The organism is Anaerotignum sp. MSJ-24, from assembly GCF_018918145.1.
Classification (GTDB): Bacteria; Bacillota; Clostridia; order Lachnospirales; family Anaerotignaceae; genus Metalachnospira.
The window spans coordinates 115,061-134,177 of sequence record NZ_JAHLPX010000005.1 but is presented as its reverse complement, the minus strand read 5'-3'; the positions used below and the strand labels follow the sequence as shown (position 1 = coordinate 134,177).

The 19,117-nt window shown below is 39.7% G+C and carries 16 protein-coding genes; all 16 read right to left on the bottom strand.

Features of this window, described 5'->3' with window-relative positions; translation table 11 throughout:
- Positions 1 to 112 precede the first annotated feature (112 nt).
- A complete protein-coding gene (locus KQI66_RS05010; protein WP_216427584.1) occupies positions 113 to 487 on the bottom strand; it encodes a YegP family protein in 375 nt (124 codons plus the stop codon).
- A gap of 227 nt (positions 488 to 714) precedes the next feature.
- Complete coding sequence (locus KQI66_RS05005) at positions 715 to 1,722, bottom strand: ABC transporter permease (protein ID WP_216427583.1); 1,008 nt, start codon at positions 1,720 to 1,722, stop codon at positions 715 to 717.
- Between the two features lie 3 nt (positions 1,723 to 1,725).
- A complete protein-coding gene (locus KQI66_RS05000; protein WP_216427582.1) occupies positions 1,726 to 2,856 on the bottom strand; it encodes an ABC transporter permease in 1,131 nt (376 codons plus the stop codon).
- 1 nt (position 2,857) lies between these two features.
- Positions 2,858 to 4,384, bottom strand: a complete 1,527-nt coding sequence (locus KQI66_RS04995; protein ID WP_216427581.1) for an ABC transporter ATP-binding protein — start codon at positions 4,382 to 4,384, stop codon at positions 2,858 to 2,860.
- Between the two features lie 103 nt (positions 4,385 to 4,487).
- Entirely contained in the window at positions 4,488 to 5,702 is a 1,215-nt protein-coding gene (locus KQI66_RS04990) for a BMP family ABC transporter substrate-binding protein (protein ID WP_216427580.1), read from the bottom strand.
- A 198-nt stretch (positions 5,703 to 5,900) separates the two neighbouring features.
- Positions 5,901 to 7,028: an aldo/keto reductase gene (locus tag KQI66_RS04985; protein ID WP_216427579.1), complete on the bottom strand. Its 1,128-nt coding sequence runs from the start codon at positions 7,026 to 7,028 to the stop codon at positions 5,901 to 5,903.
- 179 nt (positions 7,029 to 7,207) lie between these two features.
- Positions 7,208 to 7,939, bottom strand: coding sequence for a hypothetical protein (locus KQI66_RS04980; RefSeq protein WP_216427578.1), 732 nt, complete (start codon positions 7,937 to 7,939; stop codon positions 7,208 to 7,210).
- Positions 7,940 to 7,999: 60 nt separating this feature from the next.
- Complete coding sequence (gene mfd / locus KQI66_RS04975) at positions 8,000 to 11,503, bottom strand: transcription-repair coupling factor (protein ID WP_330655027.1); 3,504 nt, start codon at positions 11,501 to 11,503, stop codon at positions 8,000 to 8,002.
- Between the two features lie 13 nt (positions 11,504 to 11,516).
- Positions 11,517 to 12,149 (bottom strand): aminoacyl-tRNA hydrolase, encoded by a 633-nt coding sequence (pth, locus tag KQI66_RS04970; RefSeq protein WP_216427812.1) that lies wholly within the window; start codon positions 12,147 to 12,149, stop codon positions 11,517 to 11,519.
- A 104-nt stretch (positions 12,150 to 12,253) separates the two neighbouring features.
- The gene (locus KQI66_RS04965) at positions 12,254 to 13,405 is read right to left on the bottom strand and encodes an alanyl-tRNA editing protein (RefSeq protein WP_216427577.1); all 1,152 of its coding nucleotides are present in this window, start codon (positions 13,403 to 13,405) and stop codon (positions 12,254 to 12,256) included.
- Positions 13,398 to 13,973 (bottom strand): NUDIX hydrolase, encoded by a 576-nt coding sequence (locus tag KQI66_RS04960; RefSeq protein ID WP_216427576.1) that lies wholly within the window; start codon positions 13,971 to 13,973, stop codon positions 13,398 to 13,400. The genes KQI66_RS04965 and KQI66_RS04960 overlap by 8 nt, the downstream gene beginning before the upstream one ends.
- Before the next feature lie 17 nt (positions 13,974 to 13,990).
- Positions 13,991 to 14,680 (bottom strand): MgtC/SapB family protein, encoded by a 690-nt coding sequence (locus tag KQI66_RS04955; RefSeq protein WP_216427575.1) that lies wholly within the window; start codon positions 14,678 to 14,680, stop codon positions 13,991 to 13,993.
- 456 nt (positions 14,681 to 15,136) lie between these two features.
- On the bottom strand, positions 15,137 to 15,982 hold the full coding sequence (locus tag KQI66_RS04950; RefSeq protein ID WP_216427574.1) for a bifunctional 5,10-methylenetetrahydrofolate dehydrogenase/5,10-methenyltetrahydrofolate cyclohydrolase: 846 nt from the start codon (positions 15,980 to 15,982) through the stop codon (positions 15,137 to 15,139).
- Positions 15,973 to 16,599: a cyclodeaminase/cyclohydrolase family protein gene (locus tag KQI66_RS04945; RefSeq protein WP_216427573.1), complete on the bottom strand. Its 627-nt coding sequence runs from the start codon at positions 16,597 to 16,599 to the stop codon at positions 15,973 to 15,975. The genes KQI66_RS04950 and KQI66_RS04945 overlap by 10 nt, the downstream gene beginning before the upstream one ends.
- Before the next feature lie 17 nt (positions 16,600 to 16,616).
- Positions 16,617 to 18,293 (bottom strand): formate--tetrahydrofolate ligase, encoded by a 1,677-nt coding sequence (locus KQI66_RS04940; RefSeq protein ID WP_216427572.1) that lies wholly within the window; start codon positions 18,291 to 18,293, stop codon positions 16,617 to 16,619.
- Between the two features lie 78 nt (positions 18,294 to 18,371).
- Positions 18,372 to 18,893 carry a folate family ECF transporter S component gene (locus KQI66_RS04935; RefSeq protein WP_216427571.1) on the bottom strand — a complete coding sequence of 174 codons (522 nt, stop codon included), beginning with the start codon at positions 18,891 to 18,893 and terminating at the stop codon, positions 18,372 to 18,374.
- Between the last annotated feature and the right edge of the window lie 224 nt (positions 18,894 to 19,117).

Sequence of the window (19,117 nt, the reverse complement as noted above, 5' to 3'; positions counted from 1 at the left end):
TACTTCAGCATTAAATTCCACATAATACTTACATAAAATCTCCTTAAAAATTTATAAAAATAATACCCGACTGACATAATATCAATCGGGTATTATTTTAATTTTACGGTTTTTAAACACACATATCCACTATTTCTGAATTCGATGCGTTCTTTTTTACACTCTCAATTCCGTTTTTACAGCTTGCTTTTGCTTTATATCCTTCGGAAGAAATAACGGTCTGGCCATTTTTTGCTCTCAGTACAAATCTGAATAAGCCGTCCTCATCTTTAAATATTTCAAACTTCGGGTTTATTTCTTTTTCTGATTTTCTGCAAGTTTTATCCTCTACCGATGCAACAGGAGCATTTCTGACAACGCTTGAAATGCCTTTCATACATGATGCTTTTGAATTATACTTAGCTGATGCCGCAATTACCTCTCTGTTTCCGGCAGCAAGAAAAAACTGTATACCTTCATCAAGTTTTTTAATAATAAATCTGCCCACCAGACCAACCCCCTAAAAGATACAAAATAAATCATATATTTATATTAATAATATACTATATATTCTTTTTAGTCAATCCATATAATTATAAGTACTATACAAAGTAAACAATATTCATTAAATAATATATAATGTTTTATAATATAAACATAAAAACCACTCAAAAACGCCAATCAAACGGTATTTTTAAGTGGTTTTTTAACGCAATTTATTCAAAAAACATGACTTTATCGGTCTTCTCGGAAGTATGACAAGCCAAGACTCTTAGGTGCCTGACTGTCCTTCTTTTCTCTTACACTCGAAATAACAAGAACGACAATAGTTACTACATACGGAAGCATTTTGAATATCTCCTGCATAGCATCGCCAAAGGGAACATATGCAAAAAGTATATAAAGACCACCGAAAAGTATACATCCCCATATAGCTCTTGCCGGTTTCCAAAGAGCAAGAATAACAAGCGCAATAGCAAGCCATCCACGGTCACCAAATCCGTTGTTCTGCCATGTACCGCCAAGGTATTCCATTACGAAATAAAGTCCTCCAAGGCCGCTTATGACCGCACCTGTACAGGTTGCAACATATTTATATCTTATTACGTTTATTCCGGCTGCATCGGCAGCGGCAGGATCTTCTCCGACAGCTCTGAGGTTAAGACCTTTTCTTGTTTTAAACAGGAACCATGAAAGGAATATTGCAAGAACTATAGAAAAATATGTAAGAAAACCATATGAAAATACTATATCACTTACAACGCCGAGCTTTGTGCTTAAAAACGGTATTTTCGTTCTGAATGTCTGTCCTGTAATGTATACACTGACCTGACCGGCTGAACCGGCAATTCTTGAAAGCGAACCGCCAAGGAAATTACCGAAACCAACACCGAAGGTTGTAAGAGCAAGACCTGTTACATTCTGATTTACTCTGAGTGTTATTGTTAAAAAGCTGTATATAAGTCCACCGATAAGAGCAAACAGCATTGATACAACAAGTGCACATATAACGCCTACCCAGCCATTGGGAACAGCCACACTCTGCTCATAGGCGAAAGCTCCTACAAGACCTCCTATACCGCCCATATACATAATTCCCGGAATACCAAGATTAAGGTTTCCGCTTCGTTCTGTCATAATTTCTCCGGTAGCACCGTACAGAATAGGAATACCCTGAGTAACGGCTTTCTGAATAAATGTTACCGTAAATATTTTTTTAAGAATAATCAGTATAATATTCATATCTTAAGCCTCCTCATGCTTTCCTCTGAAAACGACACGGTAATTTAAAAAGAATTCACAGCCGATAAGGAAGAACAGTACTATACCTGTCATAACCTCCGATGCTGATTCATTAAGTCCATACTGGCTGGCAATCTGCACTGCTCCGTTATCAAGAAATACAAGGAAGAAGGAAATCAGAAGCATCATATACGGATTGAACTTAGCAAGCCATGAAACGATAATCGCAGTGAAGCCTCGTCCTCCGGCTGTATTTGTTGAAATAGTATGGCTTGAACCGCTTACAAGAAGGAAGCCTGTAAGTCCGCATAATGCACCGGAAATTGCCATTGTTCTTATAATAACCTTTTTAACATTTATTCCGGCATATCTTGCTGTATTTTCGCTTTCACCTACAACGGCTATTTCATAGCCATGCTTTGTCTTTTTGAGATAATAAGCCATAACAACCATAAGTATAATAACGAGTATTACATTTATGCTGTAATTGAACTGTCCGAAAATGTTTCCTAAAAACGATGTTGAAATCCAGCCGTTTCTTGTTTCCTGGTTTATTGTTCCGATTGTACCGCTACCCTTTACGGCCTCCCATACAATACAAAAATATGATGTAAGCTGTATAGCGATGTAGTTCATCATAAGAGTGAACAATGTTTCGTTTGTATTATACTGTGCCTTAAATATAGCAGGAATAATTCCCCATACCATACCGGCAACTATACTTACAACAATCATAACGGCAAAAAGTCCCGGGCCATTCATTGTTGCTCCCATATATCTCATTACCGCTGCTGTTGCAATACCTCCGACAAGTATCTGTCCTTCTGCACCAATGTTCCAGAATTTCATTTTGAATGCCGGTGTTATAGCAAGTGAAACCGCAAGAAGTATCATAGTATCACGAAGTGTGTTCCAGACACGTCTGTTGGTTCCCATTGCACCTTCGATCATGCCGTAATAAACCTTTATAGGATTTGTCTTTGTGAGTACAAATATAAATATACCGCAGACAATAAGCGCCAGAAGAATGGCCACAACTCTTACTATCACAGCCATTTTATTTGAAATGGTACTGTTCTTGGTTCGCTTGACAATACGCATTAAAGGCTCTTTTTTTAAATTATCTTTAGCCATATTACATTACCTCCGTTGAATGCTTAGTCATCATAAGACCAATCTGCTCTTTTGTCGTAGTTCGTGCATCAACAATACCGCTGACGCTTCCGCCGCAAAGAACCAGTATTCTGTCCGCAAGCTCAAGCAAAACATCCAAATCTTCGCCTACATATATAACAGCAACGCCCTTTTCCTTCTGCTCATTTATAAGATTGTATATGATATATGATGTGTTTATATCCAGTCCACGAACCGCATATGCCGTCATAAGCACTGCCGGAGCATTTGATATTTCTCGTCCGACAAGTACCTTCTGTACGTTACCGCCGGAAAGGCGTCTTATAGGCGTTGAAATGCTCGGAGTAACTACCTTAAGCTCATCGACAATCTTTTCTGTTTTCTGTCTTGGTTTCTTACGATTGACAGCTATTCCTTTGCCGTCCATATAGCTTCTTAGCATTACATTATCGGCAAGGTCCATATTTCCGACAAGTCCCATACCGAGTCTATCCTCCGGAACAAATGAAAGTGCAACGCCGATATTTCGTATTTCGGTAGATGTTTTTCCGACAAGCTCTATATCGCCCTTATCATCATGGAAAACTATACTTCCTTCCTGTATATTCTGAAGACCTGCAACTGCCTCAAGAAGTTCCTTCTGTCCGCTTCCGGCTATACCGGCTATGCCGAGTATCTCTCCTGCATTTGCCTCAAAGGATACATTCTTAAGCGTTGTTACTCCCGCTTTATCCACACATGTAAGGTTTTTAATAGAAAGCTTTTTATGTACATTAACAGGAGGCTTTCTTCCTATATTAAGGCTGACCTTTTCGCCTACCATCATTTCCGTAAGGGAAAGCTCGGTAGCTTCTTTTGTTAAAACCGTTCCTATATATTCGCCCTTTCTGAGTACCGCAACTCGGTCGGAAAGTGACAATACCTCATGCAGCTTATGTGTAATGATTATGATTGCCTTTCCGTCATTACGCATATTTCGGAGTACATCAAACAATCTGTCTGTTTCCTGAGGTGTAAGAACTGCGGTCGGTTCATCAAGAATAAGTATATTTGCGCCTCTATAAAGCATTTTTATAATTTCTACGGTCTGCTTTTCTGATACGGACATATCATAAATTTTCTTTGTCGGATCAAGCTCAAAACCATATTTTTTTATAAGCTCGTTTATTTTTTCAACAACGGCGTTCATCTGTATCACTTCCTTACCGGGAAGTCCGAGAATAATGTTTTCTGCCGCAGTAAAGGTTTCAATAAGCTTAAAGTGCTGGTGAATCATACCTATTCCAAGCTCATAGGCATCCTTGGGGCTTGTTATTGACACCTCTTTGCCGTCAATAAATATCTGTCCGTCATCGGGAAAATAAATTCCCGAAAGCATATTCATAAGGGTTGTCTTGCCGCTTCCGTTTTCGCCCAAAAGAGAAAGAATTTCACCCTTTCTTACCTCAAGTGTAATATTTTTATTTGCAAATACGTCGCCAAAGCGTTTGCATATATTTTTTAGTTCTATTGCATTATTTGTGTCCAAAAATATACCTCCTTCTTGCTCTTTTCAATTAAAACGGAACAAGGGCAGGACTGTCCTTGTTTGTAGACCACCCTGCCCTGAATTGTTGAACCAAATTTTAAAATTAGTATACTGTGTTGAGCTCTGTAATACCGTCAACGATAAACTGGAATGAAGGAGCAGAAGCAAGCTCTGATTCCATGAAGTATCCGTCGGGGCTGATGTATTCTACACCGTTGTATCCATCAATATTTGCTGTTGATGTGATTGTTTCACCGTTTACAGTCCATTTTGATGTATCGAATACCTTGAGTGAGCCATCATCGATTGCTGCCCATGTTTCGTCAACCTTTTCCTTTGTACCTTCAGCTACTGCTACTTCGTTAAGGTCTGTAATCCATACAGCACCGTCTTCGTGTCCGCGGCACCAGTCTGTTTCAAATGATTCGCCGTTGATAACTGACTGTGTAGCATATGTGTAGTAAGGACCCCATTTGATTGAAGCTGATGTAAGCGCATAGTTAGGAGCTGCTTCCATCATTGATACGTTGTAACCAACATCATAAACCTTTGCTGCCTCACAAGCTGAAGCTGCACCTGTTGTATCTGCATGCTGGCTGATAAGAACGCAGCCGTCAGCGATAAGAGCTTCTGCTGTTTCTTTTTCAAGAGCCTGATTAGCCCATGAGCCTGTGTATTTAACTTCCATTGTTACGTTAGGGCAGATTGATCTTACACCGAGGAAGTAAGCTGTGAAGCCTGAGATAACCTCTGCATATGAATAAGCACCTACATAACCGATTTTAACATCTGTATCAGCGCCGTAAAGCTCTGCAAGCTTCATACCTGCAACAACACCTGATACATAACGTGACTGGTAAACAGATGTGAAATAGTTGTGCATATTTGAAAGACCTGATGAAGCTGCTTTGTAGCCTGTTGCATGGCAGAACTGAACATCAGGATATTCCTGAGCTGCCTGGATTATATAATCCTCGTGGCCAAAGCTGTTTGAGAAGATTATGTTGCATCCCTGCTCTGCAAGGTCAACTGCCGCATCATAACACTGTTCATTTTCGGGTATGTTCCATTTGTAAATAATCTGATCGTCAGAAAGACCGAGTGCTTCCTGCATTTCCTTTGCACCGATAACATGAGCGTATGTATAGCCCTCATTTTCGTCACCGATAAAGATAAAGCCTACCTTGATGTCACTTGCTGCTTCTGTTGTTGCTGCATCTTTAGTATCATCAGCCTTTGTTGATGAATTGCTGCTACCGCATCCTGCAACGCCAAGCACCATAGCAACAGATAAAAGAACTGCTAAAAATTTCCTCATTCCTAAATCCTCCTTTTATTCGTATGCTGTTTTTTTACAACTGCCAAACCAAGCCCTTCATACTTAATTTGACAAACTTGTATATTAATTATAATCTACCGGATTATATAAAGTCAATTATTAATACTACTAAGAGATTACAAATTATCTTACACTTTTTGTCTGATTTAGACATCGCCCAATGAAATTTGTACAATTTTATTTCGAGAAAGTTTCAGCAACCTTTTTAAGCTCATCTGATATTTTTATGTGCTGAGGACAGATACTCTCACATGTACGACAGCTTACACATTCTGATGCCTGTTTTCCGAACATTGTCACCCAGTTTTTATAGCGTTCCTTCTCCTGTTCATAGTTATTATTAGTCTGATAATTGTTGTATACAACAAAGTTATAAGGAATTCCGACACCTTTAGGACATGGCAGACAGTATGAACAGCCTGTACAGGGAATTGTGTCATAAGATGCAAATATCTCCTGTGCTTTTTCGATGACTTTTTCATCTTCCGGGCTAAACATTCCAGCATGAGAACGTGACGCAAATTCAATATTCTGCTTAATCTGCTCCTCTGAACCCATACCGCTTAATACAACAGATACTTCAGGTCTGTTCCAGAGATAATCAAGTCCCCATTCAACAGCCGATTTTCCTGTTCCATCGAATACCTTCTGAACGGCATCGGGAACATTCGCAAGATAACCGCCTCTTAAAGGCTCCATTATTGACACAGCAAGTCCTTTATCTGCAGCATATTTAAGTCCTTCAAGTCCTGCCTGGTATTTTGTATCAATATAGTTAAGCTGAATCTGGCAGAAATCCCAGTCAAAGCTGTCACAGATTTTTTTGAATACATCAAGCTTGTCATGGAATGAAAAACCGATATATTTTATTTTTCCGGCATCTCTTGCCGCCTTAATTTTGTCGAGAACACCGTATCTGAGAACCTTCTTTTCAAATGATATTGCATTTAATGAATGAAGAAGATACATATCTATATGGTCTGTCTGTAAGCGTGAAAGCTGTTTTTCGAGTATAGAATCGAAATCCTCCGGGCCTTTGAACATCCATACCGGTGCCTTTGTTGCAAGATAAACCTTGTCACGATAGCCGTCAAGGAGTGCCTTTCCGGTTATCTTCTCACTGTTTCCGCCATGATAGTTAAATGCAGTGTCAACATAGTTAAGTCCGTTGTCTATTGCCTCACGTACTATTCTTATTGCCTCTGCTTCATTAACATTTCCTTCATTATCCGACGGAAGTCGCATCATGCCGAAACCGATAGGCGAAACCTTAACGCCTGTTTTTCCAAACTCTCTGTATTGCATAATTATTTTCCTCCCTGATATAAGTGATGTATATATAAATATATCATAAAACCAGGCTAAACTAAATTGGATAAATTCAATAAAAAAAGCATTATGTGTTTTGTACCGGCCTCTAATAATTAGATTTTTTGTCTAATTTTTTGTAAGATACAAAAACCGCATAATACTTTTTCGTTTCGTTATTTAATTAGAGCTATTGTATTCCACACCTCGTCATTTTTGTCAACGGCGTTTGACGAAATCCATTTATTATATTCACTGTTGAAATAATCCTGTTTCATAACATCGGTATAATATTCCAAACCATAATCCTTAACCGCATCGTCATTTACAGGCTCGGTTGAATCTACATTTGTTTTATATGCCGACAATATTTCGTCCTTATGCTCGCTGTAATATGCTTCAAAATCTTTTTCGTTGACACTGTAATCTCCGGTTATTTCCTCATACATTATGTTATAAAGCATATTTTCTTCAAAAACGCTTTCGTAAAGCGATATATCCGCACCTATTTTACTGCGTATATCGTCCGAAAGACCGTCATACATTTCTTCTGCTCTTTCTTCCGCCTGATTTTTCATGCTGTCATCAAGAGTTACGCCTCTTTTTTCTGCCTCTTCAACGGCAAACTTGACAAGCTGTATTGAATTAAGCGTATTGTCTATGGCTACGCTTTCCGCTGTTCTTCCGTCAAAGTCAGTTTCCCATATATCCGTACCGCCGAGCTGTTCAAAACTTTTCTGTGTTTCATAAAGATATATATTAAATTCTTCTTTGGAAACATCGGTTTCGCCTATTGAAAAAGCATATTCCGTTGTATCTTCCTGTTTAATATCTGTTTTGCTTTGTGACGAACAGCCGGAAAAAGCCATAACTGCCGCCGCCATTGTTATAATAAAAGTCTTTTTCACCTGTTTTCCTCCTTAGGTCAAGAGCATTATTATATAATAATACTCAAAAACAGATTAATTTCAACTTTTCTGCAGCTCATTTATGAAATTTTTAATATATTCCATGGAATTAAGTCCGCTTTTTGGCGATGTCTTTATAGTGACATATGGCTCGGCAGACACAGTAAACAGATATGGGCTGTTCTTCTGCGTAAGCAGTCCGGTGAGAACCTCCGTATTTATGTCGGCATTTGTTCTGAATGTCACAACTATATTTTTATTCTTTTCCGATATAGCGGTTATATCCAGATTATGTGCATCGTTTTTAATAAGTGCAACATCAAGTAATGTCTGAACACTTTTCGGAATGTTTCCGAATCTGTCCTCTATTTCCTCCTGAACATCATTAAAGCTGTCTATGCTGTTTATAAGTGATATTTTCTTATAAATTTCAAGTCTTTGCTCTTCATTTTGAATATAATAATCCGGAATAAAAGCGTTTACATTCAGATCTATTGTCGTTTCAAAGTTTTCCGTATACTCTTCGCCCTTCAGCTTTGAAACGGCCTCCTCAAGAAGCTTGCAGTACATATCATAACCGACGGTTTCCATATGTCCATGCTGTTCAGCACCAAGCAGAGAGCCTGCACCTCTTATTTCAAGGTCACGCATTGCTATTTTAAAGCCCGAACCGAACTCAGTAAACTCTCTTATCGTCTGCAAACGCTTTTCCGCCGTTTCCTGCAAAACCTTGTTTTTTCTGTACATAAAGTAAGCATACGATGTTCTGTTGCTTCTGCCGACTCGTCCTCTGAGCTGATAAAGCTGTGAAAGTCCCATTCTGTCGGCGTCCTGTATTATTATCGTATTTACATTCGGAATATCCAGACCTGTTTCGATTATTGTTGTGCATACCAAAACATCTATTTCGCCTTCAATGAAATCCGTCATAATGCCTTCAAGCTCACGCTCGCTCATTCTTCCGTGTGCGTACTGCACTCTTGCCTCCGGCACAAGCTTGGATATTTTTGCGGCTGTTTCAAATATATTGTCTATTCTGTTGTGCAGATAATATACCTGTCCGCCTCTCGATATTTCCCTGTGTATCGCATCTCTTACAGATTGCTCATTGCTTTCCATAACAAATGTCTGAACCGGAAGTCTTTCCATCGGAGGCTCTTCAAGAAGGCTCATATCCCTTATGCCCGAAAGACTCATATGCAGAGTTCTCGGAATAGGCGTTGCCGTAAGCGTAAGAACATTTACATTTTCCTTTATTGCTTTAAGTCTTTCTTTATGAGCAACACCGAAACGCTGTTCCTCATCTACAATAATAAGTCCCAGATCCTTAAATTTAACGTCCTTGGATAATAATCTGTGCGTTCCTATAACTATATCCGTAAGGCCTGCCTCAAGATTCTTGATTGTTGCCTTCTGCTCCTTTGCCGTTCTGAAACGGTTGAGAAGCTCTATATGCACAGGATAATGTCCCATTCTTTTAATGAAGGTCATAAAATGCTGTTGTGCAAGAATTGTTGTCGGCACAAGATATGCCACCTGTTTTCCGTCCTGTACGGTTTTAAAAGCGGCTCTTATGGCAACCTCGGTTTTTCCGTAACCGACATCACCGCAGACAAGTCTGTCCATAACCTTTCCACTTTCCATATCATGCTTTATGTCTTCTACGGCACTAAGCTGGTCATCGGTTTCGGTGAAATCAAAGCTTTCCTCAAATTCTCTCTGCCATGACGTATCGGGGGAATATCTGTAACCTTCAGCCGCCTCTCGTTTTGCATAAACCTTTATCAAATCCTCCGCAAGAATAGCAACCGCCGTTCTTACCTTAGATTTCATTTTGTTCCAGTCCTGGCCGCCAAGCTTGCTGAGCTTTGGTCTTGCTCCGTCACTGCCTATATATTTCTGCACCATATCCATCTGATTTACAGGCACAAAAAGATTACTTCCGCCGTTATAGGATATTTTAAGATAATCCTTGTTTATTCCGTCAACGGTTATTTTTTCAAGGCCTCTGTAAACACCGATACCATGGCTTTCGTGAACAACATAATCACCTATCTTAAGGTCGGTAAAGCTTTCGATTGCCTTGCCTTTTTTTGCACGCTTGCGTTTGCGTTTTACAGCCATTTCTCCGGTTATCTCGCTCAAAGAAAAAACAGCAAATTTAATATCGGGATATTCAAAGCCCTTTGAAATTTTTCCTCGGCAGACATATATACTGCCGGCAACAGGCTCAAATTCCTTATCGTAATCAATAAGAGCCGCCTCTATTCCGGCATCTCGCATTTCGGAAACTATTCTTTCACATCTGTTTTCGCCGCCTCCAAAAACAATAACACGATAATTTTCACTCTTAAGATACTTAATTTCATCATAGAACATATCCAGCTTTCCATTAAAGGAAAGTGAAGATTTAACCTTAAAATTCGCTATTGCCTTTATTTTAAAGTCGGTTATGCTCTGCGTTACCGCACACAAAAGCACCTCTCGGAATTTAGAAGAAAAGCTGTAAATATCGTCAATTCCGTATATCGGCTCTGCCTGTTTGGGAAGTATATAACCGTTTTCAAGTCTTTCCTTCATGCTCTCTGCAAATTCGGAATACTGCGTTTCCGCATGGCTTTTTATCTTTTTAGGCTCGTCATAAAAAACAAGCGTATTTTTCGGAATATAATCAAAAAAGCTTTCGGTTGCAATGTCAAGGTAGCCTGTACAGCTGTTTCCGCCGGCGGCTCCGTTTCTGAGCTTATCGACAATTTCGCCTATTGTGTTCCTTATGTTTTCGGCAGCCTCAAAGCGTTCCTTCTTTTCGTAGTTTTTCGCCGCTTTATTCATATCGGCTTCCATAAGGTCGGCAGCTTTCAAAAGCATACCGCTGTCTGCAAGTATCTCCTTTACCGGGAATATTCTTGCCGTTTCGATATTTGCCTGTGATCTCTGGCTCATTACATCAAAGGTCTTTATCAGATCGACCTCATCGTCCCAGAACTCTATTCTTACGGGCATATCATGCACAGGCGAAAATATATCGACTATTCCGCCTCTTACCGCAAACTGACCTACACCTTCAACACTTTCACTGCGTTCATAGCCCATATAAACAAGCTTTTTAATAAGCTCATTCGGTTCTATAACATCTCCTGCCGAAAGCTCAATTATATTTTTTTCAAGCAGTTCTTTAGGCATAAGCTTTTCAAAAAGTGCCTCTGCCGTTGCCGTAACAAATCTTGCCTCGCCCTTTATGCACTTATCCATTGCCATAAAACGCTGTCTTGTTATATCGCTTGAATGGACATCGGCACTGTAAAAAATAAAATCCTTTGCCGGCAGATATACGGCCCTGTCATCAAAAAACTCCATATTTTCATGGATTTCCTTTGCCGAGGTTTCGCTGTCCGTTATTATAAGCGCACCGCAGTCAAGCTCCTCGCACAGGGAATATATAAGCTGTGTTTTCTGCACGTCAATAACTCCTGTTGCCAAAACAGGAGTATTTTTCGATTTTATATTTTCAAGCATATACCGATAATCCGCAATCTCTTCAAGCGGTTTTATAAACCACTTCACCGGACATCACCTCTTATCTGTTTTCGTTGCCGTCATTGTTTTCTTCTTCGTTTTTGTTTTTCTTTTCCGGCTTTTCTTCCTTAACCTTTTTGTTGAACTTATTCATTGCATCTCTCATTTTTCCGTCAAGCATCATTTCGACCGCTTCTGCCGCCTTATCTATGCCGGCCTCTATGAGAGGCTCTTCGTCCTTGTTGAATTTTGCAAGAACATAGTCCGCAAGATCCCAGCCGTTTGGCTTTTCGCCTATACCGACCTTAACTCTTGCAAAGCCGTCTGTTCCCATATGGGATATTATGTTTTTAATGCCGTTATGTCCTCCGGCACTTCCTTTTTCCCTTAAGCGTATCATGCTCATGGGAAGACTTATGTCGTCAAACACAACAATAAGATTTTCAATAGGCACTTTATAAAAGCTCATAACCTCTTTTACGCTTTCACCGCTTAAGTTCATATATGTCTGCGGTTTTACAAGAAAGACCTTTTTTCCGTTTATCATTCCGTCTCCGGTAAAAGCCTTATGCTTAAACTTGGTTACATCTATATTGTATTTGTCCGCAAGCTTATCTATTACCCTGAAGCCGACATTATGCTTTGTCTGCTCATATTCTCTTCCCGGATTTCCGAGTCCTACTATTATATACATATCGTTTCCTCTCTTATTAAATGTTCCTTCAAAAAAGCTTCTGAATGCCACACCAGCCATAATGCCTATCACAACGGCAGAAATAAATATTTTTAATATATCCATCAGGCATTATCCCTAATATACTTTTCAATATCTTCCTTTGCGGCTTTAAACGAGCCCTGAACCATATCGCCTTTTCCGCCGCCTCTGCCGTTGAGAGCTTTATTTGCCTCTTTTATGAACGGCATCATTTCTTTATTTTTTCCGCCGATTGCGTATTTATATCCTTCTTCCTCATTTCCGCAGAGAACCGCCGCAAAGTCGACTCTTTCCATAAGCAGTTCACAGAATTGGCGTAATTCAAAGGATTCTAAATTATCCTCAAACATAACAACACAATCGGTATTTTCTTTGACTGCCTCGGCTTTGAGTGCAAAAAGCTGTTTTTTGACAGCAACAAGCTGTTCCTTTATAAAATTTCTTTCATTAATAAGTCTTTCGACCGCAATATCGGTTTCGTTAGGTTTTGCCGAAAGCATATTTGAAATATTATATATTATTTTATTCTTAGCCACATAATCCTCATATGCCTGTTTTCCGGCAAGCATGAAAATTCTTGTGCCACCCTTATAATTCTGATGAGAAAGTATTTTAATTATTCCTATCTCGCCTGTTTTAACAACATGAAGTCCACAGCAGGCACATATGTCATATTCTCCGAACTGAACAATTCTCACCGCACCTTCAAGAGCTTTTTTGCTTCTGTATTCCAGCTTTTCAAGCTCATCCGGTGTAGGATAAAATATATTTACGGCAAAATTTTTATAAACAGCCTCGTTTGCCTCTTTTTCAATTTCATCAATAGACTCCTTAGGTACTACTCCGTTAAAATCTATTGTTATAAATTCACTGCCCATGTGAAAGCCAACATTATCGTAGCCGAATTTATGATGTATAATGCCCGAAACAATATGCTCACCGGAATGCTGCTGCATAAGACGTACTCGCCTTTCCATATCGACAACGCCATTTATTTCCGTGCCTTCTTCCACAGGCTCGGATATATAATGCACAATATCATCACCGTCTTCATGCACATCAAAAACCTTTATTCCGTTTATTGTTCCGTTATCTGCCGGCTGTCCGCCGCCTTCCGGATAAAAAAGAGTTTTATCCAGAATAACGTCATATCTGTCACCGTTTTTGTTACAGCTTAAAACCCTGGCATTAAATTCACTTTTATAAACATCATTATAAAAAAGCTTTTCAGTCATATAATTTTCCACCTTTTATCCATAAATAGCACACTGCCTGTGTTCTTGCCGAAAAGGTTTTCTCCGCAAGCAATGTTTTAACTTCTTCTTTTGTGTATAATCCTGCCGTTATATCCTCATCATCAAAGGTACATTCGGATATATTTCCTTTGGATTTGCAAAATACAACAACAGTTTTTTCATCAGTTATGCCGGTACAGGAATATGCAGGCCTTAAAACATCCGTTATTTCCGATATTTCCATGCCGGTTTCTTCCTTAAGCTCTCTTGCGGCAGTCTGCTCTACGGTTTCGTCCGCATCGGAAAGTCCTGCCGGAAAAGCATAGACATATTCATTTACGCCCATTCTGAATTCTCTGACAAGGAGAATTTTTTCTTCTTCACCGTCATTTGTAAACGCCGCAATTATAACTCCGGCTGTCTTTTTTCCTACATCGTTGACGTCTTTATATTTTTCACGGCTTACCATTTCATAAACCTTGTCATTTCCGGCTTTATTTATATAGGTAAGCTCGTAATTATTGAGATAATTTCCGCTTTTGGTCATTCTAAAATTTTTAAGCTTCATTAAATTAACCACCTGCTTTATATTTCTTCAACAAACAAAACTCCCGGAATATCCGAAATATGCTTAAGCGATTCGCCATGCTTCATAGTTCTGTCTTGAACCTCAAGCACCAATATAAGCGAATTTACATTATCGACAGAATTATTCAGCTGTTCAATATCGTTTATGTGCCAGCCGTTATCTCTTATACATCTTATAATACGGCTGAAAAGCACCTTTGAATCATATTCGATATAAACTGTAAGGTCTGCCGAGGTTTTTATATATTTTTCATCAAGCTTTTCAAGACACGAAAGTATAATAAAAAGCAATATAGACATTATTACAGCCGCCTCATAAAAACCGATTCCGACAGCCAGACCCATACATGCAGACGCCCAAAGACCTGCCGCAGAAGTAAGTCCTCGGATATGCTTTTTTCCGGTAACAAGTATTGTTCCTGCACCGAGAAAGCCTATTCCGCTTATTACCTGTGCTCCCATTCGTCCCATATCACCATTATAATCCAGAAACTCACAAATATATTGGTTTATCATCATAACAGATGCCGCTCCTACGCAAACAAGCAGATGCGTTCTGAAGCCGGCGGCATGATGCCTTTTTCCTCTGCTCAAGCCTATCAATCCACTGCCCAAAACCGCAAGAATGAACCTGAGTATTATAGACTGCATACATATTTCTCTCAAGTAATCGGGTATTAAATTCATTAAAACACCTCCTGCTTTAGTATACTTATCTCGTCTTGATTTTGCAACAAAATAAAAACAGTACGTCTGATCTGCCGCACTGTCATAAATTCTATTAATATCTTTAATCTATTGACTTCTGAATATCTCCGTTATACAGTATAAAACAAAGAAACGGCTTAGGCTGCTCCAATAGCAGGTTTTTATTTTTTAACCGTTACGGGCCAACGTGGCGGTTATTTTTTATGTACGGAAATTAAAATGCTAATGATAGTTAAAATTATCATTATAATCTCAAAATCGCTCATAACATCCCACCTTTCGAGGGTGGAACAACCGCCGCAGTTTCTCTGTCTGTTTTATATTAACATATTTTAAGTCTGTTTACCGTATACAATGTGGCTAAATTTAACAATAAAAACAATGCAGACTTAAATTATACATTCAAATCTGCATTATCACAATTTATTTATCCGATTATTTAAGCATTTCAGCCGCCATAACAACGTGCTTTGCGAGCACCGATGTAGTCACCGCACCGACTCCGCCGGGTACGGGAGTTATGTTTTCAACAATAGGCTCAACATTTTCAAAATCAACATCGCCGCACATATTGCCGTTTTCATCTACATTTATACCGACATCAATAACTGTCATGCCTTCCTTTACGAAATCAGCCTTAACCATTTTAGGCACACCGACTGCCGCAACAAGTATATCTGCCTGTTTTGCTTCTTCGGCAAGCTGTTTTGTTCTGCTGTGGCAATAGGTTACTGTTGCATTTCTTCCGAGAAGCAGCATTCCGAGCGGTTTTCCGACAACAAGAGAACGTCCTATAACAACGCATTTCTTTCCTGTGTAATCCGTTCCCATGTAATCAAGAGTTTCCATAACAGCCTCTGCCGTACAAGGCGCATATCCTGTTTTATCTCCGACAAAAACCTTATAAAGATTTACCGCACTGAGAGCGTCAACGTCCTTAATCGGATTGATAAGCTCTTTAATCGGCTCAATATCAAGCTGTTTGGGAAGCGGCTGGAGAAGAAGTATTCCATGAACATTTTTATCATCGTTTACTTCAACAAACTTCTTTTCAAATTCCGCTTGACTGATGTTTTTATCAAGCACAACCGACACACATTTTATGCCGCATTTATCCATTCTTTTCATTGCACCTCGTTCGTATGCAATTTCACTGCCGTCCTCACCGACACGGATAATTGCAAGACAAGGCTCTGTGCCTTCAGCCTTAAGCTTTTCGGCTCTTTTCTTTGTTTCGGCACTGACTGCCTCAGCAACCTGTGCGCCCTTTATTATCGACATTTAAGTGTCTCCTTTATTTTATCGAATACCGCATCCGCCTTTTCGGCAACGGTTTTGTTTAATTCATCCGCATGTGCGTTATATTTTTCGGCAGTCTCTCTATCGTTCATGGATTTTGTATTTATATATACATTCATGGATGCACCAAGCACTGCCGTACGGACAAATTCAACTCCGACAGCAACATCGCTTATAGCCATAACACTGCCTTTAACAGCAAGCTCCTCAAGAATAAGGCATATATCAAGACCTTTTTCCATTATCTCCAAAGGAACCGAGCAGGCTGTCACCAAAGCCTCTGCCATAACCTTTTCTTTTTCGGCTTTCTCCTCATCGGTTGATGAAGGGAGTGAATATGCCGCCGCAAGAGGTTTAAAGCACTCTGCGTCCTTTTCTATAAGTACGAGCATTTCATCTCTGAGCTTTTCAAGTTTAACCATATATTCCTTTACGTCAGCCTCGACAGCCGCATACTTTTTCTTTCCTACGGTAAGATTACCTACCATCATACCGAGAGAGGCTGCTGCCGCTCCGCCCATTGCCGATGCTCCGCCGCCGCCGGGAACAGGCGCTCCCGACGAAAGCTCTTCAAACCAGTCTTTATTTATTAAAGTCATTTTTACACCGTCCGTTATCAGAATAATCCGCTGATCTTGCCGTTTGCATCGACGTCAACCTTTTCAGCGGCAGGTACCTTGGGAAGGCCCGGCATTGTCATAACATCGCCTGTAAGAACAACGATAAAGCCTGCTCCGGCAGAAACCTTCATGTTTCTTACTGTTATACGGAAGCCTGTCGGTCTGCCCATCTTTGTGGCATCATCAGAGAATGAATACTGTGTTTTTGCCATACATACGGGATATTTTCCGAATCCGAGTTCTTCGAGTCTTGCCATTTCTTTTCTTGCGGCAGGTGTAAAGTCTGTTCCTTCACCGCCGTAAACCTTAGTTACAATGGCATTTATCTTTTCTTCGATTGACATATCATCGTCATATGCAAATCTGAAATTGTTTTCTGCTGTTTCCGCAAGTCTTACTACTTCTTTAGCAAGTTCAACGCCGCCTTCGCTGCCTTTGCCCCATACTTCAGAAAGAGCTACGTTTACGCCAAGCTCCTTGCATTTTGTTTCAATAAGCTTAAGCTCTTCTTCATCATCATTGGGGAATCTGTTGATTGCAACAACAGCCGGAAGTCCGTAAACCTGTGTAATGTTTTCGATATGCTTAAGAAGGTTGGGAATACCCTTTTCAAGTGCTTCAAGATTTTTTGCTCCGAGCTCTGTCTTAGGAACTCCGCCGTGCATCTTAAGTGCCTTTACAGTAGCAACGATTACAACCGCATCAGGTCTTAAGCCGGCCTTACGGCATTTAATATCAAGGAATTTTTCAGCACCGAGGTCAGCACCGAAGCCTGCCTCTGTTACAACATAATCGCCAAGCTTAAGTGCAAGCTTTGTTGCTGTTATACTGTTGCAGCCGTGAGCAATATTTGCGAAGGGACCGCCATGTATTAAAGCGGGATTATGCTCAAGTGTCTGAACGATATTGGGCTTAATTGCATCCTTAAGAAGAGCCGCCATAGCTCCCTGTGCATTAAGCTGTCCGGCTGTAACCGGTTTATCGTCTCTTGTGTAGCCTACAATTATCTTTGAAAGTCTTTCCTTAAGGTCTGTTATATCCTTTGAAAGACAAAGGATAGCCATAATTTCGGAAGCAACGGTAATATCAAAGCCGTCTTCTCTGGGAATACCGTTTACTCTGCTGCCGATACCGCAGACAATACTTCTGAGCTGTCTGTCGTTCATATCTACGCAGCGTTTCCATGTGATTTTTCTTACATCAAGTCCAAGTGCATTGCCCTGGAAAATATGGTTATCTATCATAGCCGCAAGAAGGTTGTTTGCCGCACCGATTGCATGGAAATCACCTGTGAAATGAAGGTTAATATCCTCCATAGGCACAACCTGTGCATATCCGCCGCCGGCAGCACCGCCCTTAACACCGAAAACAGGTCCAAGTGAAGGCTCTCTGAGTGCAATAACGGTTTTTTTGCCGATTCTGTTAAGTGCATCGCCAAGGCCGACAACAGTTGTTGTCTTTCCTTCTCCGGCAGGAGTAGGTGTAATAGCTGTTACAAGAATAAGCTTTGCTTTATCCTCTTTTTTGCTTAATTCGGTATAATCAAGCTTTGCTTTATAATTTCCGTAAAGCTCAAGGTCTTTTCTTGTAAGACCGATTTTTGCGGCAACTTCTTCAATGGGAAGAAGCTCTGTTTCCTGTGCAATTTCAATATCGCTTTTATACTCTGACATAAACAATTCTCCTTTATCCTTATAATTATATAAATTTAGCCCCGGGATTCTCTAAAATCTCAGGGCTTAAAACCATATTCAGGCTTCCAACTTTCTTACGCTGCATACACATTTGAGAACAGCATACATTAAAATTGTGTTTATCGGATACATAATTACATTTCTTATTATTCTGGGAAGAGCAATAAGGTTGGTTCCATACATCATATTAAGCCAGATTGGTGTAAGAATGAGATTGCATACGAACATTACAATAAATGACGCAAGCATTATTCTTTTAAGTGTAAGCGGCTTTTTATAAAGCACAATTCCGTAAATAAAGCCCATGATAAATGCACTGAGCGTAAATCCGGGGAAGAACGCTCCGTTAGGGCTTACAATAAATCCAAGCGTATCTCCTACTGCACCGGCAATTCCCCCAATAACAGGACCGAACATCATTCCACATACAGCCAGTGCAAGATATGCAAAGCCTATTTCAAGCGTTGTGCTTAGTTTAAATGTAAAAAATGATAATATGGTATACAGTGCAACAAGCATTGCTGCACCCGTCAATGTTTTGGGGCTGCTAAGTTTCTCACCTTTCAGTTTGTCTTTCAAGCCAATTTCCTTCATGACGTTTCCTTTCTACAATTATGTTTGTTTTAATTTAGTTTTAGGTTACTTTTAAAAAAATCCTCCCTTATAATGTAATGATGTATATATATGTATAAAAACCATATATATAAAATTAACATAGATAATTCATTCTGTAAAGTTTATAATTATATGTACTGCTTTCTAAGCATCAATCGCAAATATATTTAATCAAAAATTGTTACAAA

What these genes read in the sequence shown, in the direction of transcription:
- KQI66_RS04940 (WP_216427572.1), bottom strand. Translation starts at nt 18,293, where the DNA reads ATGTCAGAGTATAAAAGCGATATTGAAATTGCACAGGAAACAGAGCTT.
- KQI66_RS04955 (WP_216427575.1), bottom strand. Translation starts at nt 14,680, where the DNA reads ATGAATTTAATACCCGATTACTTGAGAGAAATATGTATGCAGTCTATA.
- pth (WP_216427812.1), bottom strand. Translation starts at nt 12,149, where the DNA reads ATGTATATAATAGTAGGACTCGGAAATCCGGGAAGAGAATATGAGCAG.
- KQI66_RS04945 (WP_216427573.1), bottom strand. Translation starts at nt 16,599, where the DNA reads ATGACTTTAATAAATAAAGACTGGTTTGAAGAGCTTTCGTCGGGAGCG.
- KQI66_RS04965 (WP_216427577.1), bottom strand. Translation starts at nt 13,405, where the DNA reads ATGACTGAAAAGCTTTTTTATAATGATGTTTATAAAAGTGAATTTAAT.
- KQI66_RS04950 (WP_216427574.1), bottom strand. Translation starts at nt 15,982, where the DNA reads ATGTCGATAATAAAGGGCGCACAGGTTGCTGAGGCAGTCAGTGCCGAA.
- KQI66_RS05005 (WP_216427583.1), bottom strand. Translation starts at nt 1,722, where the DNA reads ATGAATATTATACTGATTATTCTTAAAAAAATATTTACGGTAACATTT.
- KQI66_RS04960 (WP_216427576.1), bottom strand. Translation starts at nt 13,973, where the DNA reads ATGAAGCTTAAAAATTTTAGAATGACCAAAAGCGGAAATTATCTCAAT.
- KQI66_RS04990 (WP_216427580.1), bottom strand. Translation starts at nt 5,702, where the DNA reads ATGAGGAAATTTTTAGCAGTTCTTTTATCTGTTGCTATGGTGCTTGGC.
- KQI66_RS04985 (WP_216427579.1), bottom strand. Translation starts at nt 7,028, where the DNA reads ATGCAATACAGAGAGTTTGGAAAAACAGGCGTTAAGGTTTCGCCTATC.
- KQI66_RS05000 (WP_216427582.1), bottom strand. Translation starts at nt 2,856, where the DNA reads ATGGCTAAAGATAATTTAAAAAAAGAGCCTTTAATGCGTATTGTCAAG.